At 44.5% G+C, this 21,093-nt stretch carries 19 protein-coding genes and 1 other annotated feature; of the genes, 11 read left to right on the top strand and 8 right to left on the bottom strand.

Features of this window, described 5'->3' with window-relative positions; genetic code table 11:
• Window positions 1-100: 100 nt before the first annotated feature.
• Window positions 101-676: a helix-turn-helix domain-containing protein gene (locus tag IGI84_RS13200; protein ID WP_220426454.1), complete on the bottom strand. Its 576-nt coding sequence runs from the start codon at window positions 674-676 to the stop codon at window positions 101-103.
• Between the two features lie 548 nt (window positions 677-1,224).
• Between IGI84_RS13200 and IGI84_RS13195 the strand changes: the two genes are divergently transcribed.
• From IGI84_RS13195 to IGI84_RS13170, 6 genes are all read left to right on the top strand, one after another.
• Complete coding sequence (locus IGI84_RS13195; RefSeq protein ID WP_016609843.1) at window positions 1,225-1,824, top strand: MptD family putative ECF transporter S component; 600 nt, start codon at window positions 1,225-1,227, stop codon at window positions 1,822-1,824.
• The gene (locus IGI84_RS13190; RefSeq protein ID WP_200125554.1) at window positions 1,821-2,522 is read left to right on the top strand and encodes an energy-coupling factor transporter transmembrane component T; all 702 of its coding nucleotides are present in this window, start codon (window positions 1,821-1,823) and stop codon (window positions 2,520-2,522) included. Before IGI84_RS13195 ends, IGI84_RS13190 begins: the two co-directional genes overlap by 4 nt.
• Complete coding sequence (locus tag IGI84_RS13185; RefSeq protein WP_220426453.1) at window positions 2,519-3,955, top strand: ABC transporter ATP-binding protein; 1,437 nt, start codon at window positions 2,519-2,521, stop codon at window positions 3,953-3,955. Before IGI84_RS13190 ends, IGI84_RS13185 begins: the two co-directional genes overlap by 4 nt.
• 140 nt (window positions 3,956-4,095) lie before the next feature.
• Window positions 4,096-4,803, top strand: a complete 708-nt coding sequence (locus IGI84_RS13180; protein WP_220426452.1) for a response regulator transcription factor — start codon at window positions 4,096-4,098, stop codon at window positions 4,801-4,803.
• Entirely contained in the window at window positions 4,793-6,151 is a 1,359-nt protein-coding gene (locus IGI84_RS13175) for a sensor histidine kinase (protein WP_220426451.1), read from the top strand. Before IGI84_RS13180 ends, IGI84_RS13175 begins: the two co-directional genes overlap by 11 nt.
• Window positions 6,152-6,258: 107 nt before the next feature.
• On the top strand, window positions 6,259-6,897 hold the full coding sequence (locus IGI84_RS13170) for a PepSY domain-containing protein (protein WP_194195187.1): 639 nt from the start codon (window positions 6,259-6,261) through the stop codon (window positions 6,895-6,897).
• 68 nt (window positions 6,898-6,965) lie between these two features.
• On the opposite strand, the gene IGI84_RS13165 is transcribed toward IGI84_RS13170, so the two are convergent.
• Together IGI84_RS13165 and IGI84_RS13160 are read right to left on the bottom strand one after the other, a co-directional pair.
• Window positions 6,966-7,136, bottom strand: a complete 171-nt coding sequence (locus tag IGI84_RS13165) for a hypothetical protein (protein WP_008379536.1) — start codon at window positions 7,134-7,136, stop codon at window positions 6,966-6,968.
• A gap of 90 nt (window positions 7,137-7,226) precedes the next feature.
• Window positions 7,227-7,661 carry an acyl-CoA thioesterase gene (locus IGI84_RS13160; RefSeq protein ID WP_008379539.1) on the bottom strand — a complete coding sequence of 145 codons (435 nt, stop codon included), beginning with the start codon at window positions 7,659-7,661 and terminating at the stop codon, window positions 7,227-7,229.
• Window positions 7,662-7,850: 189 nt separating this feature from the next.
• Window positions 7,851-8,055 (top strand) — a binding site (T-box leader).
• Window positions 8,056-8,458: 403 nt separating this feature from the next.
• Between IGI84_RS13160 and hisS the strand changes: the two genes are divergently transcribed.
• The 4 genes from hisS to IGI84_RS13140 all read left to right on the top strand — a co-directional run bounded on the left by hisS (window position 8,459) and on the right by IGI84_RS13140 (window position 14,643).
• On the top strand, window positions 8,459-9,757 hold the full coding sequence (hisS, locus tag IGI84_RS13155; protein ID WP_060791494.1) for a histidine--tRNA ligase: 1,299 nt from the start codon (window positions 8,459-8,461) through the stop codon (window positions 9,755-9,757).
• 11 nt (window positions 9,758-9,768) lie between these two features.
• Window positions 9,769-11,544, top strand: a complete 1,776-nt coding sequence (gene aspS, locus IGI84_RS13150) for an aspartate--tRNA ligase (RefSeq protein WP_074536792.1) — start codon at window positions 9,769-9,771, stop codon at window positions 11,542-11,544.
• Between the two features lie 156 nt (window positions 11,545-11,700).
• Complete coding sequence (locus IGI84_RS13145) at window positions 11,701-12,576, top strand: YitT family protein (RefSeq protein WP_005233887.1); 876 nt, start codon at window positions 11,701-11,703, stop codon at window positions 12,574-12,576.
• 198 nt (window positions 12,577-12,774) lie between these two features.
• On the top strand, window positions 12,775-14,643 hold the full coding sequence (locus IGI84_RS13140) for an acyltransferase family protein (RefSeq protein WP_216691300.1): 1,869 nt from the start codon (window positions 12,775-12,777) through the stop codon (window positions 14,641-14,643).
• Window positions 14,644-14,720: 77 nt separating this feature from the next.
• On the opposite strand, the gene dhaL is transcribed toward IGI84_RS13140, so the two are convergent.
• From dhaL to IGI84_RS13120, 4 genes are all read right to left on the bottom strand, one after another.
• Window positions 14,721-15,326 carry a dihydroxyacetone kinase subunit DhaL gene (gene dhaL / locus IGI84_RS13135; protein ID WP_142425047.1) on the bottom strand — a complete coding sequence of 202 codons (606 nt, stop codon included), beginning with the start codon at window positions 15,324-15,326 and terminating at the stop codon, window positions 14,721-14,723.
• Between the two features lie 14 nt (window positions 15,327-15,340).
• Window positions 15,341-16,324 (bottom strand): dihydroxyacetone kinase subunit DhaK, encoded by a 984-nt coding sequence (dhaK, locus tag IGI84_RS13130; RefSeq protein WP_216682449.1) that lies wholly within the window; start codon window positions 16,322-16,324, stop codon window positions 15,341-15,343.
• Window positions 16,321-16,725, bottom strand: a complete 405-nt coding sequence (gene dhaM / locus IGI84_RS13125) for a dihydroxyacetone kinase phosphoryl donor subunit DhaM (protein WP_005228160.1) — start codon at window positions 16,723-16,725, stop codon at window positions 16,321-16,323. The genes dhaK and dhaM overlap by 4 nt, the downstream gene beginning before the upstream one ends.
• 204 nt (window positions 16,726-16,929) lie before the next feature.
• Complete coding sequence (locus IGI84_RS13120; RefSeq protein ID WP_096741700.1) at window positions 16,930-19,254, bottom strand: HAD-IC family P-type ATPase; 2,325 nt, start codon at window positions 19,252-19,254, stop codon at window positions 16,930-16,932.
• 258 nt (window positions 19,255-19,512) lie between these two features.
• On the opposite strand from IGI84_RS13120, the gene queG reads away from it, so the two are divergent.
• Entirely contained in the window at window positions 19,513-20,688 is a 1,176-nt protein-coding gene (queG, locus tag IGI84_RS13115; protein ID WP_220426450.1) for a tRNA epoxyqueuosine(34) reductase QueG, read from the top strand.
• 39 nt (window positions 20,689-20,727) lie between these two features.
• Here queG and IGI84_RS13110 read toward each other — a convergent pair whose 3' ends face one another.
• The gene (locus IGI84_RS13110; protein ID WP_216682447.1) at window positions 20,728-21,084 is read right to left on the bottom strand and encodes a hypothetical protein; all 357 of its coding nucleotides are present in this window, start codon (window positions 21,082-21,084) and stop codon (window positions 20,728-20,730) included.
• Between the last annotated feature and the right edge of the window lie 9 nt (window positions 21,085-21,093).

The raw sequence follows: 21,093 nt of genomic DNA, 5'->3' as shown, positions 1-21,093 counted from the left end.
AACTTGAAATCGGGCCTGTGAAAGCTTACATTGGTGAAGATGAAAAAACACAGGGTGCAGCTGCTCATTTATGAAAAGCAGCTGCACCCTGTGTTTTTTGTCAGCGCATCAGTAAATACGGCAGTGTACTAAGCAATGCAAGGATGCCAACAATCAAGGCAAAGGCCAAGACGATGACTGTTTTTGAGAGGATATCTTTTTTGATGTCCCGCTTTTTCCTAATGGCATCGAGGTCTTGATTTTCCATGAAGGCAACGATCTCTTTATACGTTTTGATATTTTGGGTTTTCTTGATTTTTTCGATCTTCAATGCGGCATACATGGAGACGAGCCAAAAACATAGAGGCGGGGCAATCCACCAGTGTCCTGGTAAAAAGAGAGCAGGCCCAACAGATAATGCGGCCAACAATGTAAAGACCAACATTATTTTCGTGTAGCGATCCATTGCTGTTTTCTCAATCGTTTCTTTCATTTGTTCAACATCCCCTTTGACTAATTCATCTAAAGAAACATCAAATAGAACACTGAGCAATAATAAGTTGTGAACATCAGGATAACTTTTTTCATTCTCCCAATTTGAGATCGTTTGTCGGGAGACATAGAGTTTTTCTGCCAGCCCTTCCTGAGAGAGACTTAATCGTTCCCGATGTTTTTTTATTTGTTTGCTTAAGTTCATTTTATCCGCTCCTTCTACCATTAGTGTAGGACAATGTCTGCGTTCTAACGATCAAATGTCTTTGACAATGCCTTGAAATCAAGTGTCAAAATGTTTTTACAGTTGGTTTTATGCTGTTTACATAGCACAACAGCATTGATTTTCTTCAACGAAAAAGCGACAGTCAGCTTGCTTATTGTTTTTTATAGAAGAACCTGCTGGTTTCTTAACAAAGAAAATGATGACGAGTCTGTGCTGATTTTTAGTGTTTGTCCTTATCTATTATTCATTAATTTCGCAAAGATGGGAAGAGGAGAAAACAACTAAGCGTGTGAAAGCATCATTTTCCATTAGTGCATCTTTAAAGGTTCCTGTGTGTTGAAATGGAGCCATTCAGAAGACACCTCTGTTTGTTGGTTCCGTTCTAGAAGAAAATCGACTGTTGATAAGCATATCTCCCCCTAAAAACGTCTGCTTTGTGCTATACTGAGGCTTTGTAAAAATAAGTTTGTACAAGCAAGCAGCAACGGTTTTTTCATTGATTGCTTGCAAGAAGGAGCGTATACGCAGTGAAAAAACTAAAGGTTCAAGATTTAATTGCAGTAGGGATCTATACAGCGATCTATTTTCTTTTAATGAGCGTCTGTTTATTGATTTTGCGTTTTGTGATCCCAGGTTTTCATAATTTATTTATTCCAGCAGTCACCGCTTTGTTTTCTGGCATTATCTATCTGATTTTATTGAATAAAGTACCGAAATTTGGCGCAATCACCATTATGGGTACCGTGGTAGGGCTCTTTTTTTTGATTTCAGGACATTTTCCATTGGCCTTTTTGCCCAATATGATTTGTGCCTTAGCAGCTGATTTGATCCAATACAAAACAAAGCTCAAAGAGAACGTTCGCGTACTGGCGAGTTATATCGTTTTTAGTTTTGGCTTGATGGGCCCGATCTTGCCCCTGTGGTTTATGAAGAATGCCTACATTGATTCATTAGTGGCTCGCGGAAAAGATGAAACCTACATTGCCGGCGTGTTTGCTCATACCTCCAATTTGATGTTAGGGCTTTGTGCATTGGCGGTTTTGATTGGTGCGGTGGCTGGTTTAGGTATTGGTAGCCGCTTGATGGAAAAACATTTTCAACCAACGATCCAATCGCATAAAGGGTGAGGAATGTGTCGAAAACAAGGTTTGATCCCCGCAGCAAATTAGCGGTGATTCTCTTTGCTAGTTTTACTATGATGGTGACCATCAGCTGGATCGATGAGTTTGCCTTTGTCACTTTCTTGCTGCTGCTATTTATAGTCAGCGGCTTTTGGAAAAAAGGCTTGCTGCTCTATGGCGTGTTTGTCTTGCTGACACTGGCAGATAGTTTTTTGTTTCGCCAAGGCAACCACATACTAATCGTGTTGCTGGATTTCTTTTCCGTCGGTTATCGCCGCTTATTACCAACGATCATGGCGGCGGCTTTTGCTATTAGCGGGACGAAGAACAGTGAGTGGATGGCGGCGCTGCAAAAAATGCACGTGCCCAATGTATTATTAGTCCCGTTGGCAGTCTTATTTCGTTTTTTCCCCACACTGGTACAAGATTTCAAAAGTATTCGCCAAGCGATGCGCTTTCGCGGCATCTCGCTGTCGGCAGGATCGATCTTGCTTCATCCACTGCAAAGTGCGGAGTATTTTTTGATCCCATTACTGATGTCGGCTGAAAAGACCGCAACCGAACTGTCGGCTACGGCGCTGGTTCGCGGGTTAGCATCAGAAACTCCCCATACCACCGTCCACGAACTGAAGCTGCGCTGGTGGGATGGCTTGGTCTTTTTAGCATTAGGCGGCTTTATCGTGAAAAGGATGTGGCTTGGATGATCACATTAGAACAAGTGTCAGTGAAACGAGAAAATCGAACCGTATTATCTGAGCTCTCTTTGACGGTCGCAGCTGGGGAAGTCATCGTTTTGTGCGGCGCTAGCGGCAGCGGCAAATCGACCCTGCTCAATGTTTTGAATGGCTTGATCCCTGAGCTGTATCCCGCCGAAGTGAAAGGGAAGATCCGTGTCGGAGAAACAGACTTGCCAGTTGCCGATTTCTCCCATTATGCCCAGACGATTGGCGTCGTCTTTCAAAACCCCAAGACTCAATTTTTCACCACGGATGTCTATTCGGAGTTGGCTTTTTCGATGGAAAATGCGGGCGTCGCACCAGAAAACATTCGGCAGCGAATCACCGAAGTAGCACAGCAGTTTTCCCTGACCCCATTGCTTGATGCTAGTGTCTTTGACCTATCTGGTGGGGAGAAGCAGCTGATTGCTCTCGCTGCAGCCACGATGTTGCCCCATGATGTGTTCTTATTGGATGAGCCTTCCAGTAATTTGGATCAAGAAGCGATCCAAAAGTTGACTCAAGGATTGGCTTCTTTAAAACAACAAGGGAAAACCATTGTGATCGCCGAACATCGCTTGGCGTATTTGGCGCCACTGGCAGATCGCTTCTGTCTATTAGAAGCAGGACGATTGCGGGCGTCTTATCCAGCAGCTCAGCTTTTGTCACTGCCCGAGGAGGCAATTCACGAGTTGGGATTGCGAAAAGTAGGCGAGGCGGCATTGGAAACTCAGCACTGCCGAGAATCTTTGCCAGAAAAGTCTGGATTAAGGGCAACGCATCTGCAGATCAAGCAATCAAAACGCTCAGCAAACAGCAGAAATTGGGCGCTTAACTTGCCTGAACTACAATTGCCGACGAAGCAAGCTGTGGGGATCGTTGGACCAAATGGTGCTGGCAAAAGTACGTTGGTGCAAGTCCTGTCAGGATTGAAAAAATGCCCAGAAGCAGTATTTGCCATCAATGGACAAAAGCGGACCCAAAAGCAGCTGCTGCAGGAAAGCTTTCTTGTGATGCAGGATGTTAACTTGCAGCTGTTTTTTGAAACGGTGGAAAAAGAGCTGCTGATCAAAGCCCAAAACCCAGCGCGTTTTGAAGAAATTGTCTCATTGTTGCACTTAAAACCACTCCTTGCCCGACATCCGCAAAGCTTGTCGGGTGGGGAAAAACAACGAGTTGCCATCGGCAGTGCCCTGCTTTCTGGTAAACGCCTGTTGTTTTTCGATGAACCAACGAGTGGGTTAGATTTGCAGCAAATGGAAGAAGTCGCAAAACTGTTGCGAACAGTCGCTAAGGAAGTTGATCTGTTAGCGGTGATCAGTCATGATCGTGAGTTTTTAGCTGAAACATGTCCTTACGTGCTTCAACTCCAACAAGGGGAACTCGTTGGCACGTATCAGCTAGCAAAAAATATGGAATAACGAAAGACGGAGTGGACCTTGGTTCATGCCGTCTTTTTTTGTTGAACATGAAAAAATCTTCATGTTTTTTTTCTTTCAATCAGTTAGGAAGTTTCGAAAAAATCCGTTATGATAGAAGCAAAACCAGAGGAGGAACGCATATGGCTTTGAAGATCTTGCTAGTGGAAGACGAAGAAAGTTTAGCCAGTTTTATCCAGACCGAATTGACTTTTGAGGGATATGACACGGTCTGGGCCAAAGATGGGCAAGAGGCATTGGCCTTATTCAATCAGCAAGCAAATGCTTTTGATCTGATTTTATTGGATTGGATGCTGCCAATCTATGATGGCATCACAGTGGCACGGCGGATACGCAAAGAAAGCGACATCCCGATTTTGATGATGACCGCCAGAAATCAAACCGCCGATGTGGTGACGGGGCTTGATGTCGGACTAGATGATTATTTAACGAAACCTTTTGAAATCGAAGAACTGTTTGCCAGAATTCGGGTGATCGATCGGCGGCTGCAAAGAGAAGCCCAACAACAAAAGAACCAGCAAAACCAATTAGTGGCTGGGGAGTTGATGATGGACATCGCCAAGCACTTGGTTCAAATTGCTGGAGAGACCATCGAATTGACGCCCAAAGAGTTTGGGATTTTATATGAACTAATGAAAGAGCCGGAAGTCGTCAAAACAAGAGATGACCTATTGAATGAGATTTGGGGTTATGAATACGACGGTCAAACGAATGTTGTAGATGTCTATATCCGTACACTGCGGAACAAGCTAGATGTTTGCGGCAAAGGCAAAATGATCGCAACCGTTCGAGGATTAGGCTATGTCTTGAGGACCGACCATGAAGAATAAGTCAGTCAACCAACGTAGAAAAACAGCCCAGTTTCAATTGACGAGCCGCTTTTCCTTGATACTCTTTGGTCTGTTGATTCTCTTCAATCTGCTGTTTATTCTATTGTCCGTAGGTTATTTGTTTGAACATATTGAAAATCGTGCCAGCAACATCCTTGAAGCCATCGAAAAAGGCGAGGCATCAGGGGATGCTTGGGACACTCTCGTCAATGCCTATGTTTCGGCAGATGAAGAAGACGCCCTGCAAGTGATCTTAGCCGATGGCAGTGTCGTTTCATCAGAAGATGCGGAAGAGATTTTTGCCGATATCAATCAAGGACGAGTGCTGCCATTTCTCGAAGACATCGTTTTTACAGAGGATGGCATCTATTACACGAAAACCCAAGAAGTCGATGGGGATCAGGTGACGATCGCTATCAATGGGGAGGATAGTGTGGAATTAGCCTATGGTCTCTTTATGATCAGCAGTTTCTTGAATCTGATCGCTGTTGTGATTGGCAGCCTGCTGATTTATTGGAGTGTCGGGAAATGGAGTCAGAAACTTACCGGCATGGCGCAAGAAATTGCTGCCATTGAGCAAAGTCGAACAGGAGAACTGACGGTTTCTGAAGAGCCCATCGAGATTCGTTCGGTGGCATTGGCCTTTAATAAATTATTGAAAGAACAGCGAGAGACGATCGAACGGGAAAAACGGTTCGTTGCCGATGCTTCCCATGAGCTGCGAACACCTTTAGCTGCGATTCGCGGACATGTCCAATTGATCCAGCGGCGTGGAACCAAACATCCCGAAGTCATTCCTTCCTCAATGGCGTTTATCGACAAAGAGTCGAAGCGTTTGGAAACATTGAGCAATCAATTGTTGGACCTAGAAAAAAATCAATCCCAAGATGAAATGACCCTTGTTGATGTTTCCCAGATCGTCCGAGAAGAGTGTGAAAAACAAGCGACGATCGTTCCGCAATCAATTGAATATTTTGTGGAGAACCAATGTATGAAACGTGGACATAAACGTGACTTCCAGCAAATCATCCAAAACCTATTAGAAAATGCCGCGAAGTATTCACCTGCCGATCAGCCGATTCATGTGACCTTGACGCAAGAGCAAAGGCAGTTGTCTTTAACCGTCGCCGATTTTGGCATTGGGATTCCCGATGATAAGAAAGCCTTGATTTTTGAACGGTTCTATCGGGTAGAAGATTCTCGTTCTAGCCAGATTGCTGGTTCAGGCATCGGGCTTTCATTGGTAAAACAGCTGGCAGACACGTATCATGCCCAAATTACCGTGACAGACAATCAACCGCAAGGCAGTATCTTTAAACTTGCCTTTCCAAGCGATAGAGAAAGATGAAGATTTTTTTAGATTTTCTTCAAGCAATTTTGATTCTTTTTCTTTGGGAACTTGTTATTCTAAATATATAGAAAAAAGGAATACTCAAACAATTGGAGGAATGAAACATGAAAAAAATAACTATTTTATTCGGAATTGCCGCTTTAGGATTATTGGCAGGATGTACACAAAACAACACTGGAAATTCAGAACCTGCGCAAAACAGCAGCTCAAGCACAGCAGTTGCCTCATCAAGTGAAACAACGTCGTCACAAGCAACAGACAGCTCTTCAAGCAGTGCAGCGATCGCCAATGGGGGCTTACCTACGGTGACCGTAGAAGAAGCGATCCAAATATTCCAAGACAAATACCCAGATGCAGCCATCACTTCGATTGATTTGGATACTTCTTTTGGCAATTACTTCTACCAAGTAGAAGGCGTGGATGACACGAATGAGTTTGAATTGAAGATCGATGCAGAAACCAAAGAAACTTCTGAAGAAAGAACGGAAAAATTGGATGCCGATGAACAAAACGGTGTCAAAAAAGATGCCGATCAATTGGACCTAACCAACTTGCTTTCATTGGAAGAAATTTCTGATATCGCCGTGAAAGAAGCTGGCGGTGGTCAAGCAACAGATTGGTCCTTAGACAAAGAAATGAATGTAACCTATTGGGAAGTCAAAGTAGAAGATGGCAACAAACAAACAGATGTGAAAATCAATGCCCAAACAGGTGAAGTACTAGAAACCGAATTAGATGACTAATCCTGTTTCGCAGTAAAAAAGATAAGCCGCTATCGTCTATGCGCAAAAGACGATAACGGCTTATTTCTTTACGTATGCTGTTTGACTTCAGTTAACGGTTTGACGCGACCACCAATTTTATCTGCAAATGCTTCGGACTGCTTCCGATCTTCAAAGACCCATAACTTGTCTGGAATTTTTTCACGAGTGCGACGACCATCTTTGCCAATGTAACCATGCAAAACTTTAATCACGTACATCGCCATCATCCTTCCCTGAAATTACTTTTGATTATACGAAAGCCGTTTCAAAAAGCAAGGATTTTGACTTAAATGAGTGATCAGAATTGATTATTCCCCTGACAGGGCGGCATAATCAGCAAATCGTTGATGGATTTCAGGAAAACTACGCTTCAGCTGCACGATGCGATTGGTCTCTTTTGCTAAAAAACAATGCTTTGAAGTCCCCGTCGTTGCCAACTGACCATCACTAGTTTTGTAGATCTCATAGCGAAAATCCAAACGCGTGCCAGTATATTTGTCGACCAAAACATCGATTCGCACCTCATCTTCGTAACGAATCATCGTTTTGTATTGCGCACTGACTTCCAGCACGGGAACGATCAAGCCCGCTTCTTCGATGGTATGATACGGTAAATCCAAGAACGCGAGTAACTCCACGCGGGCCTCTTCAAACCAGCGAATATAATTGGCGTGATGGATGATCGCCATTTGATCGGTCTCATAGTAGTGTGGTTGACGGATATAGCCTGAATATAAAGACATAAAAACAGCTCCTTTCATAGAAACAAAACCTTCGTTATTCAGCATAACGCAAAAAGGAAGAAAAGCAAACAGAAGGAGAGCTTCTTTGTGTTGACGACTAAAGAAAATGCTACTAGAAAGCAGCGGAGGGAAAAAGACAGTGAAACACCTTGACTTTTTCATAGCTTTCTTGTAGTTTATAGATAATATCAAAAATCAGTGAAGGATCGAGTACTTTATTCTATTCCTTAAAAGAGAAAACTGCCCCGGCTGAAAGCAGTTTAGGACGTGTAAAGGAAAGACAATCTGGAGATGAACAGAAGAAAAGCTGTTCCGTGACCGAGCGTTAATCGAGAGGAGAAGAACATTTCTCGAATTTAGGTGGTACCGCGTGTAATCAAAACTCGCCCTTGTATAAAAAAACAAGGGCGAGTTTTTTGCTGTGAATCACTATGATTGGCTTGCGGAGCAAGACAGAATAGATGATGAACAGTACTAGGCGACCACAGGGAGCGTAGTAACCAAACTAGGAATCACAATGACTGGTCCGCATAGCGGAACAGAGCAGATGATGAACAGTACTAGGCGAGTGCAGGGAGCGTAGTAACCAAACTAGGAATCACTGGGATTGTCTTTTGGAGCAAGACAGAATAGATGATGACCAGCAGCAACCAACCACAAAGCGTGCAGATACCCAAAAGCCAAGCACGAGAACAACCCACCCACATCAACGAGCAACAAACAATAGGTGAATAAGCAAACAAGTAATGAAAGCAAAGAACATGGGCAACCATGAAACAAATAGGAGGATGCATACGATGAGTTACCAACGTCCAAAAGGAACCAACGATATTTTGCCAGGAGAATCCGAAAAATGGCAATTTGTGGAAGAAACAGCACGCTTAGTGTTTCGCGATTACCAATTCAACGAAATTCGGACACCGATTTTTGAGCACTTTGAAGTGATCGCCCGCAGTGTCGGGGACACAACGGATATCGTTTCAAAAGAAATGTATGATTTCTACGATAAAGGAGAGCGTCATGTGACGTTGCGTCCAGAAGGTACCGCACCGATTGCTCGTTCTTATGTCGAAAACAAACTATTCGGACCAGAACATACGAAGCCTTATAAAGTGTTTTACATGGGACCAATGTTCCGTTATGAACGTCCGCAAAAAGGCCGTTTGCGTCAATTCCACCAAATCGGTGTCGAAGTTTTCGGTTCAGCAAATCCAGCGACCGATGTTGAGACAATGGCGATGGCAATGGATTTTTATCGTCAATTAGGACTGAGTCAATTGCGCTTGGTCATCAATTCATTAGGCGACAAAGAAACACGCCAAAACTATCGCCAAGCGTTGATCGACTATCTAGCGCCCCATGAAGCGGAGCTTAGTGAGGATTCAAAACGCCGCTTGCATGAAAATCCTTTGCGAGTCCTTGACAGCAAAGACAAGCGTGACCAAAAATTCGTGGCGGATGCGCCATCGATCCTAGACTACTTAACACCAGATGCCAAGGCACATTTTGAAACCGTAACGAGTATGCTGGATGCGTTGGAGATCCCTTATGAGATCGATTCAAATATGGTGCGTGGTCTGGATTATTATACCCACACGATTTTTGAGATCATGAGTGAGGCACCAAAAATGGGGGCGCAAGCCACCATCTGTGCCGGCGGTCGTTACAATCATTTAGTGGAAGAGCTAGGGGGACCAGAAACACCTGGTTTTGGTTTTGCTTTAGGGATCGAACGTTTATTGATCACTATGGAAGCCGAAGAAGTTGTAATTCCTGCTTTGAATGAGTTAGATGCGTATGTGGTTGGTTTGGGACAAGAAACCAATTTAGAAGCGCTGAAAGTCGTGCAAGCGATTCGTAATTTCGGTTTTTCTGCCGATCGTGATTTCATGGATCGTAAAGCCAAAGCCCAGTTCAAATCTGCTGATAAACAAGGGGCACGGTTGGTTCTGACTCTAGGCGAAACAGAATTAGCAGAACAAGTGATCAATATCAAATCCATGGCAAGCCGTGAAGAAAAACAATTTCCGTTAGCGGATCTTTATGCCCGCTTCGATGAGATCTACGATGAAATGACAACCAAAATGTTTGAGTGAGGAGAAAAAGAATGACAAAACGTACAGTATATTGCGGGTTAGTAAATGAGACCCATTTAAACCAGACAGTGACACTAAAAGGCTGGGTGCAAAAGCGCCGTGACTTAGGTGGCGTGATTTTTATTGACTTACGCGACCGGGAAGGGATCGTGCAAATCGTCTTCAATCCTGAGGTTTCGAAAGAAGCCTGGGAAATCGCGGACAAATGCCGCAGCGAATATGTATTAGAAGTAACGGGTCAAGTCATCAATCGTGCACCAGAAGCCATCAATCCGAAAATGGTGACAGGTGCCTATGAAGTGATGATCAGCGAAATCACGATTTTAAACACTGCAAAAACACCAGCCTTTTTGATTGAAGATGATCAAACCGTTGGCGACGAGATTCGCATGAAATACCGTTATTTAGACTTGCGTCGTCCAAAAATGACGAACAACATCGTGATGCGGGCGAAAACGACGCAAGCGATCCGCAATTTCTTAGACACGAACGACTTCTTAGATATCGAAACACCTTATCTAGGAAAATCAACACCAGAGGGCGCGCGGGATTATTTGGTTCCTTCACGGATCTATCCAGGTCATTTCTATGCGTTGCCACAATCACCACAAATTTTTAAACAGTTATTGATGGGTGCTGGCTTCGATCGCTACTATCAAATCGTACGTTGCTTCCGTGACGAAGATTTGCGGGGCGACCGTCAACCTGAATTTACCCAAGTCGATATCGAAACCTCTTTCTTGACGGCAGAAGAAATTCAAACCTATACGGAAGAGCTATTGGCAAAAGTGATGCGAGAAGTCAAAGGCATCGAAGTTACCTTGCCATTCCCACGGATGACCTATGATGAGGCAATGGGACGCTACGGCAGTGACAAACCAGATACACGGTTTGACATGGAGCTTATCGACTTATCAGAAGTTGTGAAAGACGTTGATTTTAAAGTCTTCCAAATGGCTCTTGAAAAAGGCGGCGTTGTGAAAGTCTTAAACGCCAAAGGGGCTGCAGACAAATACTCCAGAAAAGACATGGACAATCTAGGTCATTACGCTGGCCAATTTGGTGCCAAAGGATTGGCATGGGTCAAAGTTGAAGAAGATGGATTGAAAGGACCGATCGCTAAATTCTTAACGGAAGCAACCGACGCGATTATTGCAGCAGCCAATGCGGAAGTTGGCGATATTCTGATGTTTGGTGCCGATTCCTTTGAGATCGTTTCAGCAACGTTAGGTGCGATCCGTAATAAATTAGGAAAAGAATTAGGCTTGATCGACGAGAGCAAATTCAACTTCCTATGGGTTACTGACTGGCCGCAATTTGAATACGATGAAGAAGCAGGTCGCTATGTTTCTGCTCACCATCCGTTCACATTGCCAAAAGAAAGCGATCTGCCGTTGTTAACGACAGACCCTTCAAAAGTCTATGCGCAAGCCTACGATATCGTGCTAAACGGTTACGAGCTAGGTGGCGGATCATTGCGTATCCATACACGGGAAGTGCAAGAGCAAATGTTTGAAGCGCTAGGCTTCTCACGTCGCGAGATGCAAAATCAATTTGGCTTCTTATTGGATGCTTTGGATTATGGTTTCCCACCACATGGCGGCATCGCCCTTGGGTTAGACCGATTAGTGATGCTATTGGCTGGTGAAGAAAACATTCGCGAAGTCATTGCCTTCCCTAAAAATGGGAAAGCGGCTGATCCAATGTCACAAGCACCAAGTACCGTTTCACCAATGCAACTGTTTGACTTGAGCATTGATGTAACAACGGTTGAAGAAAACGAATAAGCGTTAAACCCATGATGAAATGAGTGATGAAATAGAAATTGGTGAATGAATGAAAAAAGTTCATGAGAATTCACCCATTTCTTTCATTGCTCGTTTCTTTTTTTATGTGCTGAAGTATAATAAAGGCAAATCAAAAAAGTGAGGCTATGAAATGCAATGACTCCTCTGTTTAAATGGCTCCCTCATCCGGAATATGCCAACAAACTTTCATTCTCGATCGTGTACGCACTGCTGGCATCGATTGCGGTCAATTTTTTCTATCAGCCGGGCAATATTTATTCCAGCGGCATTACCGGTGTCGCTCAGATCATTACTACGATCTCAAGAGAATGGATCGGGTTTTATATCCCCTTATCTCTTGCGCTATTATTGTTGAATGTGCCATTATTTTTTCTTGGCTGGTTTAAGATCGGCCACAAATTTACGATCTTTACTGGAATCACTGTTTTATTGACATCCTTATTCGTGCAAATTTTGCCAGAAGAAACCGTCACGACGGACCCGATGATCTGTGCGATTTTCGGTGGTGCCATCAATGGAGTGGGGATCGGCTATGCCTTGAAGAATGGTCTTTCTTCCGGAGGGCTGGATTTTGTCAGCATTGCCATACGCAAACGGACAGGGAAGACGATCGGCTCGATATCGATTTTCTTTAACATTGTTATTTTGTTCGCCGCTGGGATCTTGTTTGGCTGGCAATATGCGTTGTATAGTGCGATCGCGATTTTTGTCAGTGGAAAAGTGACGGATGCGGTCTTTACGAAACAAAAGAAAATGCAGGTGACGATCATCACTCGCAACCCAGAAGAAGTCATTCAGACGATCCAAAAACATATGCGGCGAGGCATTACCATCATCAATGAAGCCGAAGGAGCCTACAAACATGACAAACAAACGGTTTTGCTGACGGTAGTCACACGCTTTGAACTGCCGATGCTGCGCAGTGCTATGAAAGAAGCCGATCCAAAAGCCTTTGTTAGTATTGCGGAAAATGTCCAGATTTTGGGTCGGTTTTATGAAGAAGAACTGTAAAAAAGGAGTTGAAAAAAGTATTTCTTTATAGAAGTACTTTTTTTTCGCCAAAAATTAATTTTTTTGAAATATAGCAGATGTTGCTAGCTTTATATGGGGGATTTCTGGTAAATTATGAGAGTATGGAATCAATAGCGTTCATGCTGAAATTGTTTTTTTATGAAACAATTGGATCAATTAGAGAAAAGTGGTTGGAGAATGAACAAACGTTTAAGTACAAGCCGCTATATTACCGGGTTCGACGGCATTCGCACCTTGGCAGTCATCGGCGTTATTTTATATCATTTACTACCTACTCATATGCGAGGCGGGTATTTAGGAGTTCCAGTATTCTTTGTCGTATCAGGTTATTTAATCACTGACTTGCTGAGGCAAGAGTGGGATCAAAACGGCAAAATCAAAGTCAAAGATTTTTATGTACGGCGGATGAAACGGCTTTATCCAGGAATGGTGGTGATGCTGCTTATCTCAGCAGCGTATATCACTTTGTTCCAGCGAAACCTGCTGAATAATTTGCGCGGGGTTTTTGTTAGCTCGTTGCTGTATTACAACAACTGGTGGCAGATCAATCATGGGTTATCCTATTTTGATCGGTTCGGCAATGAATCCCCCTTTACCCATCTGTGGTCACTGGCTGTGGAGGGACAGAACTATCTGATTTGGCCTTTAGTGTTTATTTTGTTGATGAAAATCGGCAAGCAGAGGCATCGCGCCTTTAAATTTACTGCCGCAGTCACGATTTTATCGGCAATTCTGTTAGCGGTCCTTTACACACCAGGCGCTGATCCAACACGGGTCTATTATGGAACGGATACGCGGCTCTTTTCGATCTGGATGGGGAGTGCCTTAGCATTCATTTGGCCAAGTACCCACTTGAAGAAAGAGATACCGCAAAAAGCCAAACGGGTCTTAAATATCTCTGGTTTTGCTTCCTTGGCTGGTCTGATCGCAGCGTTCTTTTTCTTAGATGATCATTTAACCTTTGTCTATTATGGCGGCATGTTCTTGATCAGTATCCTATGTACGATTCTTGTGGCAGTCACCGCTCATCCCGGAGCCAGTTTGAATCGGGTATTGAGTAATCCGATTTTCAGTTATATCGGCAAGCGCAGTTATGGGATCTATTTGTATCAATTTCCAGTGATGATATTTTACGAAGCAAAAGTGGGAAATATCGGTGAGAACGTGCTGATGCACACGTTAGTGGAACTATTCTTGATCTTGTTTATCAGTGAATTGTCCTATCGGTTTATCGAAAACCCAATGCGTAAATTCCAGTACAAAGATACATTCAGAACGGTCCGCGGTTGGTTCAGTAAACCAATTTTTAGTTGGAAAAAACCGTGGTTAGTGCCCAGCTTAATCATTACCCTCGTTGCTTTGTTTGGCGTCGTGACTGCACCGACGAATTATGTCGATGCCCAGCAGCAGCAGTTGAGAGACAACATTGCGGCCAATAAAAAAGCGGCTGAGCAATCGCAAAAGAATGCGAACGCTGAAGGCAATGAAACGGACGATGAGGCGAACACGAGTGAAGATGAAAAAAATATCATGGAAAAGTATGATCTAACAGCAGCCCAAGTGAAAAAAGCAGAATCTCTTGAAATCACGGCTTTTGGTGATTCTGTGATGCTGGATGCAACGGCTGACTTGAAAGAAGTCTTTACCCAAGCGGTAGTTGATGGGGATGTTGGGCGCCAGCTGTATGCGAGCCCTGAATTGATCAAAGACTTGAAAGAAAAAAATCTTTTACGGGATACCGTCCTTGTGGGGCTAGGGACGAATGGTTCCTTTACAGAAGCCCAATTTGACAGCTTTATGAATGAGATCGGTGATCGCAAAGTCTACTGGATCAATGTGCGGGTACCGACACAGCGTTGGCAAAATGAAGTCAATCGGATGTTGGAGCGCATGGCGGAAAAATACGACAATATGACCTTGATCGATTGGTATGATTTGAGTAATGACCAAGAGTCCTGGTTTTATGAAGATCGGGTCCATCCAAATCCAGATGGCATGGATCAATACGTGAAGCTAGTTGCCCAAACGATTTTACAAGAGGAATAGGCAAGAAAAAGACAAACCTTATGCAATCATAAGGTTTGTCTTTTGTCTTAAACGGTGCTTTGAAAGAGCATCGTTTTTTAATCTTTTTCTATCACCGTTAACAGTGAGTCAAACAAAATCGCACTAGAAGCTGATCCGGGATCGATATGACCGATGGCACGTTCACCAACATAAGAGGCACGGCCTTTTTTAGCAACAAGTTCTTTGGTATGTTCTTTCGCTGCTTCGATCGTGTCCTTGGTCAATTCCCCTTTTTTCAAGGCTTCTGCGACAGGTTGCCAGACATCGACCATCGTTTTGTCTTCAAACTCAGCTTTTCCCCGCATTTTGATGCCGGTCAAGCCTTCTTCAACGATCGTACCTAATTGTTCAAAGGAGTCGATTGTTTCTAGTTCCTTCGTTGCTTTGGTCATATTCATAAACGCCGAACCATAAAGGGGACCCGAAGCGCCGCCGACTTTTGAGATCATTGCCATCGAGAAGACTTTAAAGGTATCACTGATCGTCGTTGGCTGTTGTTTGGCATAAGCTTCTTGATAAGCAGCTACGCCGCGTGCCATATTGTTGCCATGGTCCCCGTCGCCGATCGGTGTATCTAAATCGCTTAAATAGGCCTTGTTTGCTTCGATTTCTTTCGTGAAGGTATCTAACCATGCTTGCACCGTTTCTGTTGTCAATTGCATCTCTATTCGCTCCTTTACCAGGCTATTGTTGTGACGTCTTCATTTAACGCATCGGTGTGATCCGTTTCGCTGAAATCGATCATGGTCAGTGAAAGTCCCTGCATATCGATGGAAGTCATGAAATTGCCGACCTTATGGAAGGAGACAGGGATGTCTTTTTCTGCGAGTAATTTCGCGACATCATTGGCAAAAATGAACAACTCCATTTGCGGCGTACCACCCATACCGTTGATCAAGACACCGACTTTTTCTGGGGTCTTTTCATAATCCGCTAAGATTTTTTCCACCAACTCTTGTGCTAGTTCACGTGAGGGTTTCAGTTTTTCTCGACGGTAACCAGGTTCGCCGTGGATGCCCACGCCATACTCGATCTCATCATCGGCTAAGTCAAAACCTGGTTTCCCAACTTCAGGAACTGTTGCCGCTTTTAATGCGACCCCAATGGTTTTGATCGATGCAACCAAGGCATCGCCCAGTGTTTTTAATTCACTTAAGCTGGCACCATTACGAGCAGCTGCGCCTAAAATCTTGTGGACTAAGACCGTACCGGCAACTCCTCGTTTGCCAGCAGTATAGGTGCTATTTTCAACAGCGATATCATCATCAACGACCACGATCTCAGTTGTGATCTCTTCCATTTCTGCCATATCTTTGGCCATCTCAAAGTTCAAGATATCGCCAGTATAGTTTTTGACGATCAACAAGACGCCTTGCCCTTGATCAGAATCTTGGATAGCCGTCAAAATCTGGTCGGGGGTAGGGGAGGTGAAGACATCGCCTAAAACGGCGGCGCTAAGCATCCCATCACCGACAAAGCCAGCATGGGCCGGCTCATGTCCGCTCCCACCGCCAGAAACAAGACCGACTTGTTCTTTTTGATTATTCTTAGCAATCACCCGTGAGTCGGCGACTTGATGGACCAGTTCAGGATAACTGCCTACGATACCAGCCAACATTTCTTCTACGATCATTGAGGGATCATTAATGATTTTTTTCATGCTTCATGCCATCCTTTCTCGGCTGCTTTTTTTGCTTCTGCAACGATTTGCGCCAAATCATCACTAAAACCAGCGGTGATCGCTGCAGCAAAGGCACCTTCCACCAGCGGCGCGTCGATCAGGTGATAGCGTTCTTGTTGCTGAGGTTCTAGCATGTCGTAAGCAAGTTCGGCATTCAAAACGGCACTGCCTAAATCGGCAAAGACTAAGATCAGTTCAGCATCTGCGGATTCGTTGACGGCATCTACGATTTTCGTGGCGTCAGAACCCAGCTCTCCTTCTGCTGTCCCGCCTAAAGAATAGATCGTGACTGACTCGCCATCAGCCATTTCTTCGATCATCTGTTTTAATCCTTCGGTGAGTTGCTGACTGTGAGAAACGAGTAAAATACTTTTTTTCATCCAATTTCACCAACACTTTCTGATTAAATTTGGCTGTTTGACAAGGGGGTTGCCTTTTCCAAAGAAACACCGTCCTTGTTGAAACCGCCTACAGGTTCAGTATACCAAATTTCTTTCTTCTTGTATGGTTGCACCTATGGAGAGGACAAAAAAACAGCATCGTCTTTCTGGACAAAGCAAGAAAGAGCGATGCTGCAAAATCAATTAAGACTGTTTAACAAGCACTTTGGCTGAAAAGCGCTTCGTTAGGAAAGAAAGCCCAACGTACAGGCAGATGTTCAATGCCATCATGCCAAGGAAGTAAGGCAAGGTCACGGCGGTCAAGAAACCGACTTCCAGCAACCCGTGAAAGAGCATTGCTGCGACATAGATCCCCACGGTAGTGGTAATCGCTAAGAACAATCGCAATGGATTTAATGGCAAGCAAGCGCGAATCACAGCGATACAGCTGATCCCGATCAACAAATAGTACAACAAGGTCGTCGTATCAAATTGTGACCAACCGTAGTCGGTTTGTAAAAAGCGGATCGCAAAGTAATTGACTAACACCAACAAGGCATTTGGCAACGCATTGAGCAAGACTGTCGGCAAGTAACGCCCCTTGATTGGTGCTTTGTTTTCTTCAAAGGAAAGGAAGAAAGATGGATAACCTTCAATTGCTAAGTCGATCAATGTGATTTGGATCGGCAAGAACGGAAAGGCGCTGGATGTCAGGATACAAACCAAAGAGAGCAAGAAGCTGTAAATCGTCTTGATAAAGAAGATTCCCGACGCTTTGGTGACGTTATTGACGACGCGGCGTCCTTCAAATAAAACATCTGGCAACGTAGTAAAGTCAGAATCCAATAAGACAAAGTTAGCGATTTGACGAGCCGCACTGTCGCCAGCAGCCATTGCAATGCTGACGTCGGCTTCTCGTAACGCCAACACATCATTGACGCCATCGCCCGTCATGGCAACGGTCCGTTGATTGGCTTTTAATTCTTGGACAAGTAGTTTCTTTTGTTCAGGGGTCACACGACCAAAGACCGTATAACGTGTCGCAGCTTCTCGGACTTCTGCTTCGGTCGTTAAGGTAGAAAGATCGATGGCTTGATCGGCATTCGCAAGACCTGCACGATGGGCGATCGCTGCGACAGCTATTGGATTATCGCCAGAGATCACTTTTAGATCGATGCCTTGATCCGCTAAGTAAGCCAAGGTTTCTTCTGCGTTTTGGCGGATGATATCGGATAAAATCAAGACAGCCACCGCTTGTGCGTTGGTTGGGTCAAAGGATGCTGGCGCTTTTGGATCGGTCTCTACGGCTAAAATCAACACCCGTAGACCTGCTTCTTGCGCTTCTTTGACTTGTGGCAAGGCAGCAGAGCCGGCGACTTTTTCAGGTGCACCAAGATAAACATTTCCTAGATGTTCAAAAGCCACAGCACCCCATTTGCGCTGTGAAGAAAAGGCAGCGACTTCGATCGGCTGATGATCCGTTAGCTCAGGGCAGCCTTGACGCAATGCTTGCATCGTTAAATTGTTATCTGTGCTGGCTGCCAAATAATTCCCTAAGAGCATGTTAGGGTCGCTATCGGTTTGGAGAGGAACGATCGACTCGAGAACCATATGGCCTTCCGTCAACGTCCCCGTCTTATCCAGACAAAGGGTATCGACATGCGCCAAGGTTTCAACGGCATACATGTCTTGGACCAAAATCCGTTTTTTGGCCAATTTAATGACACCTGTCGTCAAGGCGATACTGATCAGCAGGACAAGTCCTTTTGGTAACATTCCTAATAAGGCAGCGGCAGAAACGACGACGGATTCCTTGATCCCAGCATCTCGCATCATAAAGGCTTGGAAGAACAAAATCACCCCTAAAGGAACGATTACATAGCTAGTGAATTTGGATACACTACGGATCGAAGCAAGCAGCTCAGAGCGGATCGGTTTGTGGACCTTCGCCTCATTGCTTAGTTTCGCTGCGTAGTTTTCTGCACCGACATGAAGGACTGTTCCTGTCACTTCACCGCTGACGATGAAACTCCCTGAGAGTAAGGAAGCACCTGCTTCTTTGACAACCAGATCGGCTTCACCAGTCAGCATCGCTTCATTGACTTCGACTAGTCCAGAAAGCACCGTCATATCAGCGGGGATTTGGTCCCCAGCACCAAGAATAACTACGTCCTCTAAGACCAATTCTTTGGCTGAAATCTCATGGATTTGAGCATCTCGAATCACTCGTACCGTTTGCGGTGAAACAAGTGAGAGTTTTTTTACTAAATTACGCGCATGCAATTCTTGGCTGATCCCAATGGTGATATTCACAAAAATAATCGCTAAGTAGAACATGTTGGAATAGGCGCCTACAGCAAATAAAAAAACGCCAATCAATAGATTGAGAAAATTGAATAACGTCAGTAAATTGTCTTTGATGATCGCAGCAGTTGATTTACTGGTTTTTGTTTCATAATCATTGTGCAGTCCCTCTTGGGTTTTCTTGGCGACTTCTGCTGCAGTCAAGCCGGTGGGTAATTGAGTCATAAGCATCTCCATTTCATTTGTTCATTTCTTTCTAATTCCTTTATCTAGTCTAGCATTCGAAAAAGGCAATGCAATCGTTGCGAGGAAAATAACGATAAAATTAATTAAAATCTTAAACAATCAACACGTGTTCTTTTAAAGAAAGAAAAAAACGGGGGGACAAACCGCACCATCGACTTTTTTCAGGTGCTTACGTATAATAGGGGAAGAGAAAAAGCCGAGAAGCAGATGCTTAGCGGACAAAAGAGGGTAGCGTGCATGTCTTTAAAAGAAAAAATTATTGCAGAAAGCAAGCGAATTGGCATCGACAAGATCGGGTTTGCTTCAGCGGAGCCGTTTTTGGCATTGGAGCCTTCCTTGCGGGAACAAAAAGCCAAAGGCCATACCTCTGGTTTTGAGCATCCCGTGATCGAAGAGCGGATCTATCCTGAACGGACATTTGAAAATCCGCAAACGATCATTGCGATCGCTTTAGCTTATCCGACAAAAATCAAAGAGAAAGTCCCCCGGGATGAAAAGCGTGGCATGTTTGCCCGGGCTTCTTGGGGCATCGATTACCATGATATTTTGCGAGAACGGTTGGATCGCTTGATCGCCTTTATCAAAGAACAAGCACAAACGATGGAAGAACAAGTCGAATGGCGTTTCGCACCGCAAGTCGATACAGGGGAATTGGTGGATGTGGCGGCAGCGCAGCGGGCGGGTCTTGGCTTTATCGGTCGTAATGGCTTGCTGATCACAGAGGAATTTGGTTCGTTTGTTTATCTCGGAGAGATCGTCACTAATATCTCTCTTGAACCGGATGAAGAGGTCCCGTTTGGTTGTGGGGATTGCATGCGTTGTGTGACGGCTTGCCCCACCAAAGCGTTATTGGGCGATGGTCGGATGAATGCCCAGCGCTGTTTGTCCTATCAAACCCAGACGAAGGGCATGATGCCAGAAGAGTACCGCAAAAAGATGCATAACGTGATTTACGGTTGCGATATTTGTCAGCTGGTCTGCCCTTATAATCGGGGGAAGGACTTCCATTTTCATCAAGAGATGGAGCCTGAAGTCGATACCGTTTATCCAAAACTGCAACCGATGCTGTCTTTATCAAACAAAGCCTTCAAAGAACAATTTGGCCATCTATCTGGCTCTTGGCGGGGGAAAAAACCGCTGCAGCGTAATGCCATCATCGCCTTAGCCAATGTGGGAGACCGCAGTGCCTTGCCAGCGATTTGGCGCTGTGCGACAGAAGACGTGCGCCCAGTGATTCGAGGAACGGCTTATTGGGCAATTGGCCAGTTGGGCGTCAAAGAACCAGAGATGTGGTTAGAGCGACTGCAACGGTGCGCAGAGTTAGAACCCGAAGAAGAGGCGCTACAAGAATTGCAGCCTGCCATCGAACGATTGCAAGCAGTCATGACCAAAAAGCAGGAAAAAGAGCTATAAAAAAAGCAAAACGTGCCCGTGGCCGTTTTGCTTTTTTGTTTAATCTAGTACGTCATCACTTTCAACGATTTCTTCTGAATCGAGTTCAAAATCTGGTGCTGGATGCACACGCTCAGGTAGCTCCATTTCTAACTCGCCTTCTTCGGTGTATTGGTTGTCGGTATCGGCAACGTCAACTAAAATTTCTTCAGGAAGCTCTTGCTCCACCCGATAGCCTTCTGCATGACGTGCATCGAGTAATTCCAAAAGATGTTGCCACTCGTCTTTCGAGATCACTACAACGTCAATGCCATCTTTGTTTTGTACCTCTACAACAGAGGAAAGATCGGTGCCGACCGTTTTAATGATCGATTCCAACGACCATTTACTCGTTTCTAAGTCAATTTTTTGTGCCATAAGAATTAC

This window comes from Enterococcus sp. DIV0008 (assembly GCF_050542615.1).
Taxonomy (GTDB): Bacteria; Bacillota; Bacilli; order Lactobacillales; family Enterococcaceae; genus Enterococcus_D; species Enterococcus_D innesii.
This window is presented reverse-complemented; position numbering and strand designations above follow the sequence as displayed.

Excerpts from the sequence above, each read along its gene's own strand:
- IGI84_RS13200 (WP_220426454.1), bottom strand. The coding sequence starts at position 676 with ATGAACTTAAGCAAACAAATAAAAAAACATCGGGAACGATTAAGTCTC.
- IGI84_RS13185 (WP_220426453.1), top strand. The coding sequence starts at position 2,519 with ATGATCACATTAGAACAAGTGTCAGTGAAACGAGAAAATCGAACCGTA.
- IGI84_RS13180 (WP_220426452.1), top strand. The coding sequence starts at position 4,096 with ATGGCTTTGAAGATCTTGCTAGTGGAAGACGAAGAAAGTTTAGCCAGT.
- IGI84_RS13175 (WP_220426451.1), top strand. The coding sequence starts at position 4,793 with ATGAAGAATAAGTCAGTCAACCAACGTAGAAAAACAGCCCAGTTTCAA.
- IGI84_RS13170 (WP_194195187.1), top strand. The coding sequence starts at position 6,259 with ATGAAAAAAATAACTATTTTATTCGGAATTGCCGCTTTAGGATTATTG.
- IGI84_RS13165 (WP_008379536.1), bottom strand. The coding sequence starts at position 7,136 with ATGTACGTGATTAAAGTTTTGCATGGTTACATTGGCAAAGATGGTCGT.
- IGI84_RS13160 (WP_008379539.1), bottom strand. The coding sequence starts at position 7,661 with ATGTCTTTATATTCAGGCTATATCCGTCAACCACACTACTATGAGACC.
- hisS (WP_060791494.1), top strand. The coding sequence starts at position 8,459 with ATGAGTTACCAACGTCCAAAAGGAACCAACGATATTTTGCCAGGAGAA.
- aspS (WP_074536792.1), top strand. The coding sequence starts at position 9,769 with ATGACAAAACGTACAGTATATTGCGGGTTAGTAAATGAGACCCATTTA.
- IGI84_RS13145 (WP_005233887.1), top strand. The coding sequence starts at position 11,701 with ATGACTCCTCTGTTTAAATGGCTCCCTCATCCGGAATATGCCAACAAA.
- IGI84_RS13140 (WP_216691300.1), top strand. The coding sequence starts at position 12,775 with ATGAACAAACGTTTAAGTACAAGCCGCTATATTACCGGGTTCGACGGC.
- dhaL (WP_142425047.1), bottom strand. The coding sequence starts at position 15,326 with ATGCAATTGACAACAGAAACGGTGCAAGCATGGTTAGATACCTTCACG.
- dhaK (WP_216682449.1), bottom strand. The coding sequence starts at position 16,324 with ATGAAAAAAATCATTAATGATCCCTCAATGATCGTAGAAGAAATGTTG.
- dhaM (WP_005228160.1), bottom strand. The coding sequence starts at position 16,725 with ATGAAAAAAAGTATTTTACTCGTTTCTCACAGTCAGCAACTCACCGAA.
- IGI84_RS13120 (WP_096741700.1), bottom strand. The coding sequence starts at position 19,254 with ATGACTCAATTACCCACCGGCTTGACTGCAGCAGAAGTCGCCAAGAAA.
- queG (WP_220426450.1), top strand. The coding sequence starts at position 19,513 with ATGTCTTTAAAAGAAAAAATTATTGCAGAAAGCAAGCGAATTGGCATC.
- IGI84_RS13110 (WP_216682447.1), bottom strand. The coding sequence starts at position 21,084 with ATGGCACAAAAAATTGACTTAGAAACGAGTAAATGGTCGTTGGAATCG.